Raw genomic sequence first — 16,679 nt, forward strand, 5'->3', positions numbered from 1 at the left:
ACCGCTCATCCTGGGCACTCCGTGCTCCGTGATTCGGACATCTTGCGCCGCTCTGGTTGCCATCGTACACAGGTTCAGAGACGAAATGACTCCCGGCGCCGGCCGCCGGGCGGTCGCGCAGCGAAAGGGCGGGGCGTGGTGGCGGACCGATCGGCTGAGGGCGCGGCTGCGCAGGAAACGGAGACGCCCTTCGGCGCCCTGTCCGTCCTGGTGGTCGAAGATGAATCCTTCACCCGCATGGTGCTGGCAAAGATGCTCGGCACCCTGGGCGTCCGGGCGGTGCATCAGGCCGCCGACGGCGAATCGGCGCTGGCCGCCGTGGCCGCCCATGCCCCCGATCTGGTGCTGTGCGATGTGGAGATGCAGCCGATGGACGGCTTCGGCTTCGTCCGCGCGCTGCGCGCCAGCCCCGAGTCCCGCAGCCGTTCCCTGCCGGTCGTCTTCATGAGCGGCCGCGTCGACTGCGACCGCGAAGCGGCGGCCCGCGCCAGCGGCGCCACGCTGGTCCTTGCCAAGCCGGTCACCCCGGCCAGCCTGCGCGTCGCGCTGTCCGATGGGATGAAAGCGGCGCTGCCGGTCTGACGGTTACCCGCCTGACGGCTATTGTCCGAAAGTCCGCTTTACGACCTGCGATTGCCCGCTTCGGCGGCAGTCCATGGCCGGCGCCGGCCATGCCTAAAGATTTCCCATTCTGTGGCATGCCTGCCAAGTGCTTGAAACAGTTCGGCAATCGAACGGTAACCTTCCACCGCGCCCAATGGGTGCCCCATCATCACCCAATTTCCGCCTTGTTGATGGGGACGATTGGGACGCAACATGATCTCTAAGAGGTGTTGCGGTGCCCCGGCCATGCGATGAGGCCGACCGCAATTCCCCTTGCGGGATTTTGTTAAGGTTTGGAGCTCAGCATCGACGGTAAGTCCCTGCGCCGTGCTTGGTCGAGGCGGCGCGCTTTCCTGAGGAGGCCGATGGCGTGATCAAGAGCGCCCGATCGAACCGCAACGGGTCGAATCTCGAAGGGCTACTCTCCCCGACTGGACGGGCAACGACGATTGCCGCCGGTTTTACGCCGTCTCTCTCCGATACTGTCTTTCTTCTTGCGCCGAACCTTCCGCGTGCGCGGTCAATGCGCGCGCTGGTTGAGCAGGTGCGCTCGCCGCACCAACACTGGCCGTGGGACCTAGGTCCTATGGCAGAGGCCGGCTCCACAGCGGGCTTTCCGGCTATGGAGCCTGAGTGCCTGGAAAGCTCTAGGTGGAGCATTACATTCAAAAATGACTCGTTCGGGGGTTGCTGCGTCGCAGGACGGACGGCTCCCGGCCTTCACAGGACCGTTCCTTACACCAGACCGCTGGCTTCTACCGCTGAGCGGGGAGGCTGCGGACCCCGCGCGGTCCGCCTCTTCCCTGGAGTGCCCCATGGATCGCGGCATGCGCCGCGGCCTGCCGCCGCAGCCACCGGCGGTGCCCCGGCGCATCGGACCAGATAAGACGGAGCGACGAATGTTCCCGGCCGACGAACTGTTCACGCGCTACACGCAGAATTACGAGACCCGCCGCGAGACCGAGATGTCCCTGATGGACTATCTCCAGCTGTGCCGCGACGACCCCATGTCCTACGCCTCGGCCTCCGAACGGATCCTGGCCGCCATCGGCGAACCGGAGGTGGTCGACACCGCCCGCGACCCGCGCCTGGGCCGCATCTTCATGAACCGGACCATCAAGGTCTATCCCGCCTTCTCCGAGTTCTACGGCATGGAGGAGACGATCGAACGGATCGTCGGCTTCTTCCGGCACGCGGCGCAGGGGTTGGAGGAGCGCAAGCAGATCCTCTACCTGCTGGGTCCGGTCGGCGGCGGCAAATCCTCTCTCGCCGAGCGGCTGAAGTCGCTGGTGGAGAAGTGCCCGATCTACGTCCTGAAGGCCGGCAAGGAGATCAGCCCGATCTTCGAAAGCCCGCTCGGCCTGTTCAACCCGGACGAGATCGGCGACGAACTCGAGGAACGCTTCGGCATTCCGAAGCGCCGCCTGACCGGGCTGATGAGCCCGTGGGCGGTCAAGCGCCTCGACGAGTTCGGCGGCGACATCAACCGCTTCAAGGTGGTGAAGCTTCACCCCAGCAAGCTGCGCCAGATCGGCGTGACCAAGACCGAGCCGGGCGACGAGAACAACCAGGACATCTCGTCCCTGGTCGGCAAGGTCGACATCCGCAAGTTGGAGATCTACAGCCAGAACGATCCCGACGCCTACAGCTTCTCCGGCGGCCTGAACCGGGCGACCCAGGGCATGCTGGAATTCGTCGAGATGTTCAAGGCCCCGATCAAGATGCTGCACCCCCTGCTGACCGCGACGCAGGAGGGCAACTATGTCGGGTCCGAGAACATCGGCGCCATCCCCTTCCAGGGCGTGATCCTGGCCCACTCCAACGAGGCGGAGTGGCAGACCTTCAAGAACAACAAGAACAACGAAGCCTTCATCGACCGCATCTGCGTGATCAAGGTCCCCTACTGCCTGCGGGTGGCGGAGGAGCAGAAGATCTACGAGAAGCTGGTCAACACCTCCGATCTGGCGACGGCCCCTTGCGCGCCGGCGACGCTGGAGATGCTGGCCCGCTTCTCGGTGCTGTCGCGCCTGCGCGAGCATCCGAACAGCAGCGTCTACAGCAAGATGCGGGTCTATGACGGCGAAAGCGTCAAGGAGACCGATCCCAAGGCCAAGTCGATGCAGGAGTACAAGGACCAGGGCGGCGTCGACGAGGGCATGGGCGGCATCTCCACCCGCTTCGCCTTCAAGGTGCTCGCCTCGACCTTCAACTACGACTCGACCGAGATCTCGGCCGATCCGGTGCATCTGATGTATGTGCTGGAACAGGCGATCCGGCGCGAACAGTTCCCGGAGGAGACTGAGAAGAAGTACGTTGAGTTCATCAAGGCCGAACTCGCCCCGCGCTATGCCGAGTTCATCGGCAACGAGATCCAGAAGGCCTATCTGGAATCCTACTCCGACTACGGCCAGAACCTGTTCGACCGCTATGTCGACTATGCCGATGCCTGGATCGAGGATCAGGACTTCAAGGATCCCGACACCGGCCAGCTGATGAACCGCGAACTGCTGAACCAGGAGCTGACCAAGATCGAGAAGCCGGCGGGCATCGCCAACCCGAAGGACTTCCGCAACGAGGTGGTCAAGTTCGCCCTGCGCGCGCGGGCGGCGAATTCCGGCCGCAACCCGTCCTGGACCTCCTACGAGAAGATCCGCGAGGTCATCGAGAAGCGGATGTTCAGCCAAGTCGAGGATCTGCTGCCGGTGATCAGTTTCGGCTCGAAGAAGGACGGCGAGACCGAGAAGAAGCACACCGAGTTCGTCTCGCGCATGATGACGCGCGGCTACACCGAGCGGCAGGTCCGCCGGCTGGTCGAGTGGTACATGCGGGTGAAGCAGGCGGGCTGAGGCCGGCGGGCTGAAGCCAGCCGGCTGAGGCAATGGACCGAGGGGCTTAATTGCCGCGGGGCGGGGTGTTGCAACGCCCCGCGGCAACCCCACTGTCATAGAGTGCTGTCGAAGTCTGAAGGCCGCGTGACGAAACGGGTGGGAGGGCCAGCCCCTTGATGAACATCATCGACCGTCGCCTGAACCCGCAGGGCAAGAGCCTGGCCAACCGCCAGCGCTTCCTGCGCCGTGCCAAGGAGCAGGTGGTCAAGGCGGTCCGCGACGCCTCCGGCAAACGGGGCATCCAGGATATCGAGAACGGCGAGAAGGTGACGATCGCCGCCGGCGGGGTGCGGGAGCCGTCCTTCCACCGCGCCAGCCAGGGCGGGGTGCGCGACTATGTCGTGCCCGGCAACAAGGAATATGTGGAAGGCGACACCATCCAGCGCCCGGACGGCGGCGGTGGCGGCCGCGGCAGCGAGGGCAGCGCCGACGGGGAGGGCGAGGACGAGTTCCGCTTCGTCCTGTCGCGCGACGAGTTCCTGGACATCTTCCTGGAGGATCTGGAGCTTCCCGATCTGGTGAAGCAGAAGGTCAAGCAGTCTGAATCGCACTCGCTGACGCGGGCCGGCTATTCGGTGTCGGGGTCGCCCGCCAACCTGAACCTCGTCCGCACCATGCGGAACAGCCTGTCGCGCCGGATCGCGCTGAAGCGCCCGAAGCGTGACGAGATCCGCGAACTGGAGGAGATGCTGCGCGAAGCCGAGGAGGCCGGCGAGGATGCCGAGCAGATCCAGGCGTTGCGCGAACAGCTGGAACACATCGTCCTGCGCTCCCGCCGGATCCCCTTCATCGACCCGATCGACGTCCGCTACAACCGGTTCGAATCGGTGCCGAAGCCGATCGCCCAGGCCGTGATGTTCTGCCTGATGGACGTGTCGGGTTCGATGACCGAGCACATGAAGGATCTGGCCAAGCGCTTCTTCATGCTGCTGTACCTGTTCCTGCGGCGGCGCTACCGGTCGGTCGACATCGTCTTCATCCGCCACACCCACGAGGCCAAGGAGGTGGACGAGGAAACCTTCTTCTACTCCACCGAGACCGGCGGCACCGTGGTGTCGACCGCGCTGGAGGAGATGCAGAAGGTGGTGCAGGAGCGCTACCCGGACAGCGAATGGAACATCTACGCCGCCCAGGCGTCGGACGGCGACAACATGTCGTCGGACAATGCCAAGTCGGCGACCCTGCTGCGCGACGTCATCCTGCCGATGTGCCAGTATTTCGCCTACATCGAGGTGGCGGCGGAACACAACATGGGTCTGTCGGCATTGGGCCGCGAGACCGAGCTGTGGCGCACCTACAAGCAGGTGCAGAGCCCGGAACGCCCGCTGGCGATGCGCCGCGTCCGCTCCCGCCGGGAGATCTTCCCGGTCTTCCGCGAGCTGTTCGCCCGCGAGAAGGCAGGGGCTTAATCTCCCTCTCCCGTCCCGGGAGAGGGAAGGGGCCCATGGCATTGCCATGGGAAGGGTGAGGGGTAATCCAAGGAACCATGCGCTTCTGGCCCTTTGGATCACCCCTCACCCTCCCGCCTTCGGCGGGTCCCTCCCTCTCCCGGGGCGGGAGAGGGGAGTTTTGAATTCCTTCCATGAATGGAAGGCTGGGGGAGATCGAGAATGACCGCTGTGATCACCAGGCCCGACGCGCTGCTGTATGACGGCGTCGAGTGGGATTACGACAAGATCAAGCGCGTCTACGACGCCATCGAGCATATCGCGCTGAAGGAGATGGGCCTCGACGTCTATCCCAACCAGATCGAGGTCATCACCGCCGAGCAGATGCTCGACGCCTATTCGTCCATCGGCATGCCGCTGATGTACAAGCACTGGTCCTTCGGCAAGCATTTTGCCCGCGACGAGATGATGTACCGCAAGGGCTACCGCGGCCTGGCCTATGAGATCGTCATCAACTCCAGCCCCTGCATCAGCTACATCATGGAAGAAAACACCATGACGATGCAGACGCTGGTGATCGCCCACGCCGCCTTCGGCCACAACCATTTCTTCAAGAACAACCAGCTGTTCCAGCAATGGACCGATGCCCAAGGCATCCTGGACTATCTGGAATTCGCCAAGACCTACATCTCGCATTGCGAGGAACGCTACGGCCATGCCGCGGTGGAGCGGGTGCTGGACGCCGCCCACGCGCTGATGAGCCAGGGCGTGCACAAATATCCGAAGAAGCGCTCCGACCTGCGGACCGAGCAGCGGCGCGAGCGCGAGCGGCAGGAATACCAAGACCAGACCTTCAACGATCTGTGGCGCACGGTGCCGAAGCCGGCCGCCGGCCAGCGGCCCAGCAAATCGGTGTCAGAGCGCAAGAAGCTGCTGGGATTGCCGGAAGAGAACATTCTCTATTTCCTGGAGAAGAAGGCACCGCGGCTGGAGCATTGGCAGCGCGAGCTTCTGCGCATCGTCCGCCACATCTCGCAGTATTTCTATCCGCAGAAACAGACAAAGGTGATGAACGAGGGCTGCGCCACCTACGTCCATTACCAGATCATGAGCCGCCTGCACGAGACCGGACAGATCAGCGAAGGCGCCTTCCTGGAGTTCCTGCACTCCCACACCTCGGTGGTGTTCCAGCCGGAATTCGACGACAAGCGCTTCTCCGGCCTGAACCCCTATGCGCTGGGCTTCGCGATGATGCAGGACATCGCCCGCATCGCGGAGAAGCCGACCGACGAGGACCGCCAGTGGTTCCCCGACCTCGCCGGGCGCGGCGACGGCATGGCGGCGGTGCGCGAGGCCTGGGCCAACTTCCGCGACGAGAGCTTCGTCCTGCAGTATCTCAGCCCGCACCTGATGCGAAAGCTGAAGCTGTTCAGCGTGCGCGACGACGCGGAAGACCCCTATCTGCTGGTCGATCACATCCACAACGAACGTGGTTACCGCGACATCCGCAAGAAGCTGGCCCGCCAGTACGACCTTGGCTATCTGGAACCGGACATCCAGATCGTCGACGTCGACCTTGCCGGTGACCGCAAGCTGATCCTGCAGCACCGCGTCACCAACGGCGTGCTGCTGGACGAGAGCGACGCCAAGGCAGTGCTGCGCCACATCGCCAACCTCTGGGGCTACGAGGTGCAGTTGATCGAGGTGTCGGCCATCTCCGAGGCAATCCTGAAGGAGCATGCCGTCACCGCGCCGAGCGGAATCGGCGTGGTGTAACCGGAGGCGAGAAGGAGGCCTCTCATCGTTCCGGTTCGGGTTTGATGCCGGCCTCCTTCATCGCGTGCGTCAGGTCCAGCACAACGGTGCTGATGTCGGGGAAGGACAGGGCGACTGCCCGGCGGTCGGGATCCAGCCGCACCACATGGGCGATCTGGCGGCCACCGACCGGGTGGCCGGCGGTTTCCGGGCCACCGGCTTGGGGTATGTCCGGACAATGCAGTTCCAGCCGCATCTTGTCGCCAACGGCGTGGGCGAAGTCCTCCGGCGGCAGATCGACCAGCAGGCCGCGGGTCGACCAGTTGATCGTCCGGCAGCGCCGGCCCTCCGCCACCACCACCAGGACGGGGTCCATGTAGCGGATGGCGCGGCGGCGCTCGATGCCGTTCGGAGGTTTGGCGCCGACGTCATGCTGGTCCAGCTTGCGCTTGGCCGCCTGCTTGGTGCGGTCGTCCACCCCGTCCTTGCTGGTCATCAGCGTCGCCTGCACGCGCCGTTCGACACCATGTCGGAACTCGTCGTCGGCACCGAAGCGCAGGGCTTTGGCAAAATGGTCCTTGGCGCGGGTCAGCAGGGCGTTGCGTCCCTTCTCGTCGCCGCGATGGCCGCAGCGTTCGGCCTGGACCAGCAGCGAATCGACGCTGCGCTGATAGGCGCCGCGCTGGATGGCGCGGGCCAGTTCGCGGAACTCGGCGGCGCGCAGGCTTGGGAATTCGCGGGTCTTCAACAGCCCGGCCAGACCTTCGGCAAGCGAATCGACGCGGGCGGGGTCGCCGGTTTCCGCCTCCCGGCGCAGGCTCCGGATCGACTCCTCCGCCTTGCGGAGCAGTTGGTCTTCCAGTTTACGGCGCTGGTCGGCATCCATCACGGGCATGGCCCGGCCCTCCACAGGGGCTGTCGCTCAAGGATAGCGCAGGTGACCGGCAGGCAACAGCTGCCAGTTGTGGTTAACGGCCAACCTGATGGGCGCCCCAGTGGGACCGGACCGGATTTCCTTTTGCCGCGAAACAGCCTTCTTATCGGTGACGACAAGCAGGACCAAGCGGACGGGAGCGGGCAGGCGATGGGCAAGGACGACAGCAACGCGGCGAAGGCCGATATGGACCTGGGGCTGCTGAAAACCGCCCTGGCCGGCCTGCTGGAGGAGGAGAGCACGAGCCCCGCCCCTGCCGGCACCGCGCTGGTCGCCATCCTCCGCGGGCGCGGCGCCGATGCGGAGCCTCCGCGCACGCTGGTGCTGCAGCGGCGCGCGGTGCGCGGCGAGAAGGGAGTCGAGGGCGCGGCAGAGCGGCGTGCCCTGGTCTACAGCCTGACCAAGACCATCCTGGCCGCCGCCGTGCTGCGGCTGGCCGCACGCGGCACCGTCGACCTGGACGGGCCGGCGGAGCGCTGGCTGCCCGAACTGGCGGGCCGGCCGGGGGCGGTCACCGTCGCACAGTTGCTGATGCACCGGGCCGGGTTGCCCGATTACGGCGGGCGGGCCGACTATCACGCAGCCGTCGCCGCCGGCGGCGAGCCGTGGAACGGTGACGAGTTCCTGGCCCGCTGCGGCGTGATCGGAGGAACCGATGGACCGCCGGTCGGCAGCTTCGCCTATTCCAACATCGGCTACCTGCTGGTCGGCCGGCTGCTGGAGCGGGCGGGCGGCCTCCCGCTGGCGGAGATGCTGGCGCGCGAGGTCTTCGCCCCGCTCGGCCTGTCCAGCGCGGCGCTGCTGCGCGATCGCTCCGACCTCGACGGGCTGTTCTTCGGGCCGAGCCCGACCTTCGGCGGCGCACCGGTGGCGAAGGCCTATCATCCCGGCTGGGTATCGCATGGGGTGGTGGCGATGACGGTGTCCGATGCCTGCCGGCTGGTCCATGGGCTGACCGAGGACTATTTGCCGGGTGCGCTGCTGCGGCGGATGCGCGATGCCCTGCCGGTCGGCGGACCGATGGCCGGCAGGCCCTGGGTGGAGCCGTCCTATGGCCTGGGCCTGATGATGGAGCTGGACCCGGCGGCCGGACCCTATTGGGGCCACACCGGCGGCGGCCCGGGGGTGACGCCCGTCGCCTATCATGCGCCGGGGCCGGTCCCGGTTTCCGTCGCCGTCTTCCTGGACGGCGAGGACGGGAACCTCGCCGAATGGATGGCGGTGGAGGTGCTGCACCGGCTGCGAACCGCGAGTTAGGCGGGCGTCGGCACCCTTCCGTTCACCTCCCGCCTGTGTCCCCGCTTGTTCGGACTTTGCGCGTAACCATCTCCTCTCCAGGGGACAATCCTCCACTCCGGCGCATAGACTTCGGGGTGTGGCGGAGCCGGGGCAAACCGGTATCCGGAAACGAACACTGGGGAGGAAACGCGCATGGGAGAAGCCGCCCGCACACTGCCCGATCATCCATGGCTGGCCTCCTACCCGCCGACGGTGGACTGGGCGATGCCGATCCCGGCCCGGCCGCTGACGGAGCTGCTGGACGGCGCCGTCGCCCGCCATGGCGCCAAGCCCTGCCTGAACTTCCTGGGCAAGCGCACCAGCTACCGCGAACTTGGGCAGCTGGTCGACCGCGCCGCCCGCGGCTTCCAGGCCATCGGGGTGGGGAAGGGCACGCGGGTCGGGCTGTTCCTGCCCAACACGCCCTATTACGTCATCGCCTTCTTCGGCATCCTGAAGGCCGGCGGCACGGTGGTGAACTTCAACCCGCTCTATGCCGAACGCGAATTGGTCCACCAGATCGGCGACAGCGACATCGACCTGATGGTTACGCTGGACCTGAAGCTGCTGTACGACAAGATGGCGCGGATGCTGGCGGAGACCGCTTTGAAGCGGCTGGTGATCTGCCGCATGGCCGAAATCCTGCCCTTCCCGAAGAACTGGCTGTTCCCCATCGCGAAGAAGGCGGAGATCGCGGCGATCCCGCGCGACGACCGCCACATTCCCTTCGCCCAGCTGGTCGCCAACGACGGCCGGCCGGCACCGGTCGCCATCGACGCGCGCGAGGACGTGGCGGTCCTGCAATACACCGGCGGCACCACCGGCGTGCCGAAGGGCGCGATGCTGACCCACGCCAACCTCTACGCCAACACGATCCAGTGCGCGACGTGGTACGCGGCGAAGGAGCGCAAGCCGGGGGAGAGCGAGGAGGACGGGCAGGAGCGCATGCTGGGCGTGCTGCCGCTGTTCCATGTCTTCGCCATGACCGCGGTGATGAATTTCGGCCTGCATCTGGGGGCGGAGATCGTCCTGCTGCCGCGCTTCGAACTGGAGCAGGTAATGCGCACCCTGCAGAAGGAGCGGATCACCCTGTTCCCCGCCGTTCCCACCATCTACACGGCGATCAACCACCACAAGCACCTGAAGGACTTCGACCTGTCCTCCATCCGCTTCTGCATGTCGGGCGGGGCGCCGCTGCCGCTGGAGGTTAAGGAGGCGTTCGAGCGGACGACCGGCTGCACGCTGGTGGAGGGCTATGGGCTGTCGGAAAGTTCCCCCGTCGCCACGGTGAACCCGGCGGTGCTGCACAGCGACAAGAAGGGCTCCATCGGCCTGCCGCTGCCCGGCACCATCGTGGAGATCGTCAGCCTGGAGGAGCCGCGCCGCGTGCTGCCGCCCGGCGAGAAGGGCGAGGTGTGCATCCGCGGGCCGCAGGTGATGAAGGGCTATTGGCGCCGCCCGGACGAGACGGCGCAGACGCTGGTCGATGGCCGGCTGCACACCGGCGATGTCGGGGTGATGGACGAGGACGGCTACACCACCATCGTCGACCGCATCAAGGACATGATCCTGTGCAGCGGCTTCAACGTCTATCCCCGCAACGTGGAGGAGGCGATCTACCTGCACCCCGCCGTCGCCGAATGCGTGGTGGCCGGCGTGCCGGACGAATATCGCGGCCAGACGGTGAAGGCCTATGTCCGGCTGGACGAGGGCCACAGCCTGACCGCCGAGGAGCTGCACGCCTTCCTGAAGGACAAGCTGTCGCCCATCGAGATGCCAAAGTTCGTGGAATTCCGCCGGGAGCTGCCAAAGACGATGATCGGAAAACTGTCCCGCAAGGCCCTGCTGGACGAGGAGCGGAGCAAACGCGACGCCGCCGGGGCGACTGGCGGTTCCGCATGAGTGGCGCCGAACGGAAGGCGGTCCGTGTCCGCGTCCAGGGCAAGGTGCAGGGGGTGTGGTATCGCGGCTGGACTGTCGATACCGCGGGCGGGCTGGGCCTGACCGGCTGGGTCCGCAACCGCACCGACGGCACGGTGGAGGCGCTGTTCGCCGGCCCCGCCGACGCCGTCGACCGCATGCTGGTGGCCTGCCGCCGCGGCCCGCCGTCGGCCATCGTCCGCGACGTGGTGTCCGAACCGGAGCAGGATCCGGGCATGGCCGGCTTCGAACAGCGGCCGACGGCGTAAGCCGCGGAAGAAGCCCCTCTCCCCTTGTGGGAGAGGGGTTGGGGTGAGGGGCTGCAAATCCAATAGCACCAACGGCCTGCGGCCGCCGCACCCCTCATCCCAACCTGCGGGTCGGCAAAACGCCGTTGGCGTTTGGCCGATCCCGCCCCGCAAGGGGAGAAGGGCTAAATATTTGCATTAGCGTTCCGCTAACCATGACGACGGCATGCTGGCTGTCGCCGTGGTTTGAGGAACCGCCAGGATGACCGCAAGGAAGCCCGATGTGGCCGGCATGAAGGCCATGCTCACCGGCGTCTTCGCCAAGGCGGCGGAGGTGAAGGGCAAGGCTGCGCGCGGAGCCACGGCTGCACCGGCACCGAAGTCCGCGGGCGTGCCGGGGCGTGACGCGGCCGTCCGCCTCAGCCTTGGGGCGGAGGCGGTGGAGGATGCGCCGGCGCGGCCGTCCGAACCGTCGGGCGTCGATCTTGCCGACCGGCTGGAACCGGCGATCCAGGCGCTGGCCCGCGACCTGGGCCGGCTGCTGGCCGCCTTCGGCATGGACGGAACCGATGCCGTGGAGACGACGCTGGTCGCCCGTTTCGGCGACGCGCAGCGCCGGGCTGCTGTCGCGGCGCTGGATGGACGGGCAGGCGAATTGCGGCCGCTGGCGGAGGGTGGCCGGCAGGATGTGGCGGTCGACGTGAGCGGGATCGCCCTCGCCCTTGCCGCCGGGCAAGTGGATGTGAGGCTGGACGATGCCGCGCTGATGCTGGCGCGGGTGCCGGCGGAGGAAAAGGGGGAGGGGCTGGCGGGCGTGCTCGGCGTCCTTCGCTCCGCCATCCGGCCGGGGAAGGGGCTGACGGTCGGGACCGACCGGGTCGCCATCGACGATCTGGGCCGCGTCATGGAGGCGTTGTCCCAGGCGATGACGAAGCCGCCGCAGGGGCTGGAAGGCACGCTGACCCTGTCGCCGCTGGGCGCGCCGGAGGAGGATGGCGGGGCGCTGGAACTGACCCTGTCGCTCTCCGGGCGGCTGGGAGAGACGGCGACCGCAGCATCTCCCGAACCGGTGCCGGCGACGGAAAAGCCGGCCGGCGAGATCAGGGAGCGTGGGTTCGATGTCCGGATTTGACGCGCGCCTTCTGGCCGCCGGATTGCTGTGCGGGCTGCTGCTGCCGGGCGCCGCCCCGGTGCTGGCCGGTGCGCTGGAGCGGACGGAACCCGGCCATCAGGCGCCGCCGCAGCCGGGCTCCACCCTGCCCATCGCGCCGCCCATCGTGCAGTACCCGCTGCCGCCGCAATGGATGACGATCCGCTCCAAGGAGGATTGGCGCAAGGCCGGCAAGTTCGAGAAGGAGCTGAGCCGGGATTGCGCCGCCCTGCGCTTCACCGAGATCATGCCGCTGCGCTTCCGCGCCTATTTCAAGGGGGAGGTGCTGGGCGTCGCCTTCGGGCATGGGCTGAACCTGAACGATCCCGACCGGAAGGCGGACCGGAAGAAGATCTACCTGTTCCGCAACGGCGATTCGACCGCCTGCACCGTGCAGTCGATGGACAACAAGGATCCGCGGGTGAACCCCGCCGGCGATCAGGCCGGAACCCCGGCCGCCGGCGGGTTCCAGAAATACTAGGCGCCGTCACCCCGCATCGCGCCGCCGAACACCTCCGGCCAGGCCGCGATCAGGGCCGAATCGACATCCTCCATCGTCACCAACTGGCCCAGCGCCACGATGGAGGTGACGCCATGCTCGGCGATGCCGCAGGGGACGATGCCGCCGAAATGGGACAGGTCCGGTTCCACGTTCAGGGCGATGCCGTGGAAGCTGACCCAGCGGCGCACCCGCACGCCGATGGCGGCGATCTTGTCCTCCTGGCCCTTCAGCCCGCCATAGGGCTGCTTGTCGACCCAGATGCCGACACGGCCCTCCCGCCGCTCACCCTTGATGTTGAAGGAGGCGAGCGTGCGGATGATCCAGTCCTCCAGGTCGCGGACGAAGCCGCGGATGTCGGCGCCACGCGCCTTCAGGTCCAGCATGACGTAAGCCACGCGCTGACCCGGCCCGTGATACGTGTACTGGCCGCCGCGGCCGCTGCGGTAGACGGGGAAGCGGTCGGCCTCCAGCAGATCCTCGTCCCGCGCGCTGGTCCCGGCGGTGTAGAGCGGCGGATGTTCGAGCAGCCAGACCATCTCCGGCGCGGTGCCGGCGCGGATGGCCTCGACGCGGTCCTCCATCTCGGCGATGGCGTCGGGGTAGGGCACCGGCTCGTCGGAGATGCGCCACTCGATGGGCTGACTGACGGACAGGCTGGCAGGCGGGCTTGTCGGGGAGGTCATTCGATCCGGTCTCTAACGATGTCGGCGGAGCGGCCGGAGGGCCGTTCCGAATTTTTCTTCGCGAACGATGATTGTAGCGCTTGATCGACCGTCGGGAAGCTGATATCTACCCGCTCCACCCGATGAGGCGCGCAAGCGGACGTCGGGAACTACCAGCCTGATGCGGTCGTGGCGGAATTGGTAGACGCGCAGCGTTGAGGTCGCTGTGGGGCAACCCGTGGAAGTTCGAGTCTTCTCGACCGCACCACTCTCCCATGCAGATGGGACCATCCCGGGGATACGGGAAAGACGAAAGGCCCGCAGGTTGCAAGACCGAGCGGGCTTTTTCGTATCCGCGTTTTCCCACGCCTATCCGATCAGTGCGCGCAGCAGTTTGGCCGCACCTCCTGCGGCGCGGCGGACATCCTCGAACAGCACCATCATCTCGTAGATCGCCAGGAAGGCACCGCTGTAGAACCAGGGCCGCCAGCGCGCCTCCGCCCAGGCCGCCAGCCGGTGGACGCCGCCCATCGGCAGCAGCCTTGCGGTGGCGAAGGCGCTGGCGATACCGATCAGGGCGCCGCCGGTCACGTCGCCGGGGTAATGCAGGCCCAGATAGACCCGCGGCAGGCTGACGACCACCGCAGCCCACAGGCAGGCCAGCAGCCCCCAAGGGCGTGAGGCGCGGACGAAGGTCGCGGCCAGCGCGAAGGCGAGGGCGGCGTTGTCGCTGGGGAAGGAACTCCAGTTCTTCAGGGCCTCGCGGCTCTGGCCGATGGGTGGGACGAAGGCAAGGCCGGCATCGTGCAGGGGGCGGGGCCGCGCCGGCATCACCGCCTGGATAAGGATGGACGCCGCCACCGCCAGGACCACGGCGGCCAGGGCGTCCACCACCAGCCGGCGCCCACCGTCCATGTCGTCGCGGCGGAACCACAGCCACCACAGGGCGGCACAGAGCAGCCCCAGCTTGATCAGGTAGATGTTGGCGATACCACGCACCGCCATGTCCAGCGCCGCGCTGTGGCCCGCAAACTGGTTCAGCCACAGGAGCAGGATCTGGTCGAGACGATGCAGGACCTCCACGACGACTCCGCCGGCGGCAGGGGGGGAAGTCGTCAGTGTTGCGGTTTTATGACAGGGTGGGTCAACGGCGCATCGGAAGGCATCGTTCGGGCGCTGGGGGAGCGGTTCGGAGTGCCACCCTCCCCGAATTCGGACCGCTGGCGGCAGCCCCCCTCAGCGGAACTCGATGTAGCGGTCGAGTGCGGCGCGGCGTAGCGCGCGGACGATGTGGGGAGCGGCACCGCTGGCGACGATGTGGCCGCCGGCCTCGCGGCAGCGGTTCGCCAGGATGAACATCATGCCGATGGCGGCGGAGTCGATGAAGGTGACGAAGCGCAGGTCGATCGGCACCACCGGGCTGGCGGCAAAGTCCCAATCGCGCAGCATGTCGTGGAAGCGGTTGCCGTCCTCGTAGGTGCAGCGGCCCGACAGCAGGATGCCGTCGCGGTCGCCGACGGTGGTGAAGGCATACTCCATAGGCGCGTCCGGCCCCTCTCCCCATGATGCGGCACGCCGTGATGGGAACACGAAGGGTTGCTGCGGTGCAAGGGGATGCCAAGAGTCCGGTGGGAAAAGCACCGGGAACGGCCGTTCCGTGCCCGACCGGGCTGGACAAACGGGGGCGGCGCCTCTATGTCGGGGGCGCCCCCGCCGGTGCAGTTCCCGTCCTCTGCGCCGGGACCATGGTACCGCGCGGAGGCCTTCCACAACCCGCAAACCCCGAACACCGCCCCCGAACGCCGCCGGCCTAACGTCCGATGTCGCGGAGCCGCGTTGCCGTTGCCGTGCCGTCGGTTCCATGCCGGCATTCGGGCGTTGCCATCGTCGAAGGGAGGGTGCCGGCCATGCACACCGATCCCCACACGCCGGACCTGCGGCCGGACAGCGCCGCCCATCCCCATGGACATCGTCCCATGGGCAATGAGGCGGAGGATGAACGTCCCTACGGCGTCGATCCGGAATTCGTGGAAGAGATCGTCGCCCTGCTGCGCGCCCGTGAACGCGACGCCGTTCTGGCGCGGCTGGAGGAGCTGCACGCCGCCGACATCGCCGACCTGATCGAGCAGGCCGACCCGGCCGAGCGCGCCGACCTGATCGACCTGCTGCCGGCGGAGCTGGACGGCGAGGTGCTGTCCTACCTGAACCCGGACCTGCGCGAAGCGCTGATCGAACGGTTCGAGCCGCAGGAGCTGGCCGCCGCCGTCGCCGACCTCGACACCGACGACGCCGTCGAGCTGATCGAGGATCTGGATGCGGAGACGCGGGCGCAGATCCTGGCGAACCTGCCCGACGCCGAACGCGCCCTGGTTCAGGAAAACCTGACCTACGACGAGGACAGCGCCGGCCGCATGATGCAGCGAGAGCTGGTCGCGGTGCCGGAATTCTGGACGGTGGGCAAGACCATCGACTTCGTCCGGGCGGCGACCGACACGCTGCCGGAGGATTTCTACGACATCTTCATCGTCGACCCGATGCACCGGGTGGTGGGGGCGGTGCCGCTGTCGCGCCTGCTGCGCCAGCGCCGGGCCGTGCGCATCGCCGATCTGGTCACCGGCGAGGTCGATGCGATCCCCGCGACCATGGAGCGGGCGGAGGTCGCCAACCTGTTCCGCCAATATGCCCTGGTCTCCGCCCCCGTGGTCGATCCTTCCGGCCGGCTGATCGGCGTCATCACCGTCGACGACGTCGTCCGCATCATCGACGAGGAGGCGGAGGACGACCTGCGCAAGCTGAGCGGGTCGGGCGACACCGGCGTGTTCAGCGGCATCGCCGACATCGCCCGCGGCCGTGTCGGCTGGCTGACCGTCAATCTCGCCACCGCTTTCCTGGCGTCGGGCGTCATCTCGCTGTTCGAGGGCACCATCGAGCAGATCGTGGCGCTGGCGGTGCTGATGCCCATCGTCGCCTCCATGGGCGGCAATGCCGGGACCCAGACGCTGACCGTCGTCGTCCGCGCGCTGGCGACGCACGACCTGTCCTCCGCCAACGCCATGCGGGTGGTGGGCAAGGAGCTGCTGGTCGGGCTGATCAACGGCGGCATCTTCGCCGTGATGGTCGGGGTGATCGCGCTGGTCTGGTACGGCCCGATGATCGGCATCGTCATCGGGCTCGCCATGATCATCAACCTGGTGGTGGCGGGGCTCAGCGGCGCGCTGATCCCGCTTGGGCTGGAAAAGCTGGGCGTCGATCCCGCGGTGTCCAGCGCGGTGTTCCTGACCACCATCACCGACGTGATCGGTTTCCTGGCCTTCCTGGGGCTGGCGTCGGCGTTCCTGCTGTGAGCGCAGC

Annotated in this window: 14 protein-coding genes and 1 tRNA gene; 11 read left to right on the forward strand and 4 right to left on the reverse strand. The window is 67.2% G+C overall.

Annotated elements, in window-relative coordinates; genetic code table 11:
* Window positions 1–138: 138 nt before the first annotated feature.
* From ACWPKK_RS01190 to ACWPKK_RS01205, 4 genes are all read left to right on the forward strand, one after another.
* Window positions 139–582: a response regulator gene (locus ACWPKK_RS01190; RefSeq protein WP_452000537.1), complete on the forward strand. Its 444-nt coding sequence runs from the start codon at window positions 139–141 to the stop codon at window positions 580–582.
* Window positions 583–1,502: 920 nt separating this feature from the next.
* Window positions 1,503–3,449, forward strand: a complete 1,947-nt coding sequence (locus tag ACWPKK_RS01195) for a PrkA family serine protein kinase (RefSeq protein ID WP_324868919.1) — start codon at window positions 1,503–1,505, stop codon at window positions 3,447–3,449.
* Between the two features lie 158 nt (window positions 3,450–3,607).
* Complete coding sequence (locus ACWPKK_RS01200; RefSeq protein ID WP_149228036.1) at window positions 3,608–4,900, forward strand: YeaH/YhbH family protein; 1,293 nt, start codon at window positions 3,608–3,610, stop codon at window positions 4,898–4,900.
* Between the two features lie 201 nt (window positions 4,901–5,101).
* Complete coding sequence (locus ACWPKK_RS01205) at window positions 5,102–6,655, forward strand: SpoVR family protein (protein ID WP_324868894.1); 1,554 nt, start codon at window positions 5,102–5,104, stop codon at window positions 6,653–6,655.
* A gap of 22 nt (window positions 6,656–6,677) precedes the next feature.
* Here the strand turns inward: ACWPKK_RS01205 and ACWPKK_RS01210 are convergent, their stop codons facing one another.
* Window positions 6,678–7,529, reverse strand: coding sequence for a hypothetical protein (locus ACWPKK_RS01210; RefSeq protein WP_452000538.1), 852 nt, complete (start codon window positions 7,527–7,529; stop codon window positions 6,678–6,680).
* A 189-nt stretch (window positions 7,530–7,718) separates the two neighbouring features.
* On the opposite strand from ACWPKK_RS01210, the gene ACWPKK_RS01215 reads away from it, so the two are divergent.
* From ACWPKK_RS01215 to ACWPKK_RS01235, 5 genes are all read left to right on the forward strand, one after another.
* Window positions 7,719–8,825, forward strand: a complete 1,107-nt coding sequence (locus ACWPKK_RS01215; protein ID WP_452000539.1) for a serine hydrolase domain-containing protein — start codon at window positions 7,719–7,721, stop codon at window positions 8,823–8,825.
* A 174-nt stretch (window positions 8,826–8,999) separates the two neighbouring features.
* Window positions 9,000–10,748, forward strand: coding sequence for a long-chain-fatty-acid--CoA ligase (locus ACWPKK_RS01220; RefSeq protein WP_452000541.1), 1,749 nt, complete (start codon window positions 9,000–9,002; stop codon window positions 10,746–10,748).
* Window positions 10,745–11,035 carry an acylphosphatase gene (locus tag ACWPKK_RS01225; RefSeq protein ID WP_324868898.1) on the forward strand — a complete coding sequence of 97 codons (291 nt, stop codon included), beginning with the start codon at window positions 10,745–10,747 and terminating at the stop codon, window positions 11,033–11,035. The genes ACWPKK_RS01220 and ACWPKK_RS01225 overlap by 4 nt, the downstream gene beginning before the upstream one ends.
* A gap of 241 nt (window positions 11,036–11,276) precedes the next feature.
* Window positions 11,277–12,146, forward strand: coding sequence for a hypothetical protein (locus ACWPKK_RS01230; RefSeq protein WP_452000543.1), 870 nt, complete (start codon window positions 11,277–11,279; stop codon window positions 12,144–12,146).
* Window positions 12,133–12,645 carry a hypothetical protein gene (locus tag ACWPKK_RS01235; protein WP_452000545.1) on the forward strand — a complete coding sequence of 171 codons (513 nt, stop codon included), beginning with the start codon at window positions 12,133–12,135 and terminating at the stop codon, window positions 12,643–12,645. The genes ACWPKK_RS01230 and ACWPKK_RS01235 overlap by 14 nt, the downstream gene beginning before the upstream one ends.
* Here the strand turns inward: ACWPKK_RS01235 and lipB are convergent.
* On the reverse strand, window positions 12,642–13,349 hold the full coding sequence (gene lipB / locus ACWPKK_RS01240) for a lipoyl(octanoyl) transferase LipB (protein WP_452000547.1): 708 nt from the start codon (window positions 13,347–13,349) through the stop codon (window positions 12,642–12,644). The genes ACWPKK_RS01235 and lipB overlap by 4 nt on opposite strands.
* Window positions 13,350–13,511: 162 nt before the next feature.
* Between lipB and ACWPKK_RS01245 the strand changes: the two genes are divergently transcribed.
* Window positions 13,512–13,596 (forward strand) — tRNA-Leu (locus ACWPKK_RS01245).
* Window positions 13,597–13,697: 101 nt separating this feature from the next.
* Here the strand turns inward: ACWPKK_RS01245 and ACWPKK_RS01250 are convergent.
* Together ACWPKK_RS01250 and ACWPKK_RS01255 are read right to left on the reverse strand one after the other, a co-directional pair.
* On the reverse strand, window positions 13,698–14,411 hold the full coding sequence (locus ACWPKK_RS01250) for a phosphatase PAP2 family protein (protein WP_452000549.1): 714 nt from the start codon (window positions 14,409–14,411) through the stop codon (window positions 13,698–13,700).
* 153 nt (window positions 14,412–14,564) lie between these two features.
* A complete protein-coding gene (locus tag ACWPKK_RS01255) occupies window positions 14,565–14,867 on the reverse strand; it encodes an STAS domain-containing protein (protein ID WP_310117469.1) in 303 nt (100 codons plus the stop codon).
* Between the two features lie 368 nt (window positions 14,868–15,235).
* Here ACWPKK_RS01255 and mgtE point away from each other — a divergent pair, with 368 nt between their 5' ends.
* Complete coding sequence (gene mgtE / locus ACWPKK_RS01260) at window positions 15,236–16,672, forward strand: magnesium transporter (RefSeq protein ID WP_452000551.1); 1,437 nt, start codon at window positions 15,236–15,238, stop codon at window positions 16,670–16,672.
* Window positions 16,673–16,679 lie beyond the last annotated feature (7 nt).

This window comes from Azospirillum largimobile, from assembly GCF_977007025.2.

What these genes read in the sequence shown, in the direction of transcription:
- ACWPKK_RS01195 (WP_324868919.1), top strand. Translation starts at nt 1,503, where the DNA reads ATGTTCCCGGCCGACGAACTGTTCACGCGCTACACGCAGAATTACGAG.
- ACWPKK_RS01200 (WP_149228036.1), top strand. Translation starts at nt 3,608, where the DNA reads ATGAACATCATCGACCGTCGCCTGAACCCGCAGGGCAAGAGCCTGGCC.
- ACWPKK_RS01205 (WP_324868894.1), top strand. Translation starts at nt 5,102, where the DNA reads ATGACCGCTGTGATCACCAGGCCCGACGCGCTGCTGTATGACGGCGTC.
- ACWPKK_RS01210 (WP_452000538.1), bottom strand. Translation starts at nt 7,529, where the DNA reads ATGCCCGTGATGGATGCCGACCAGCGCCGTAAACTGGAAGACCAACTG.
- ACWPKK_RS01215 (WP_452000539.1), top strand. Translation starts at nt 7,719, where the DNA reads ATGGGCAAGGACGACAGCAACGCGGCGAAGGCCGATATGGACCTGGGG.
- ACWPKK_RS01220 (WP_452000541.1), top strand. Translation starts at nt 9,000, where the DNA reads ATGGGAGAAGCCGCCCGCACACTGCCCGATCATCCATGGCTGGCCTCC.
- ACWPKK_RS01225 (WP_324868898.1), top strand. Translation starts at nt 10,745, where the DNA reads ATGAGTGGCGCCGAACGGAAGGCGGTCCGTGTCCGCGTCCAGGGCAAG.
- ACWPKK_RS01230 (WP_452000543.1), top strand. Translation starts at nt 11,277, where the DNA reads ATGACCGCAAGGAAGCCCGATGTGGCCGGCATGAAGGCCATGCTCACC.
- ACWPKK_RS01235 (WP_452000545.1), top strand. Translation starts at nt 12,133, where the DNA reads ATGTCCGGATTTGACGCGCGCCTTCTGGCCGCCGGATTGCTGTGCGGG.
- lipB (WP_452000547.1), bottom strand. Translation starts at nt 13,349, where the DNA reads ATGACCTCCCCGACAAGCCCGCCTGCCAGCCTGTCCGTCAGTCAGCCC.
- ACWPKK_RS01255 (WP_310117469.1), bottom strand. Translation starts at nt 14,867, where the DNA reads ATGGAGTATGCCTTCACCACCGTCGGCGACCGCGACGGCATCCTGCTG.
- mgtE (WP_452000551.1), top strand. Translation starts at nt 15,236, where the DNA reads ATGCACACCGATCCCCACACGCCGGACCTGCGGCCGGACAGCGCCGCC.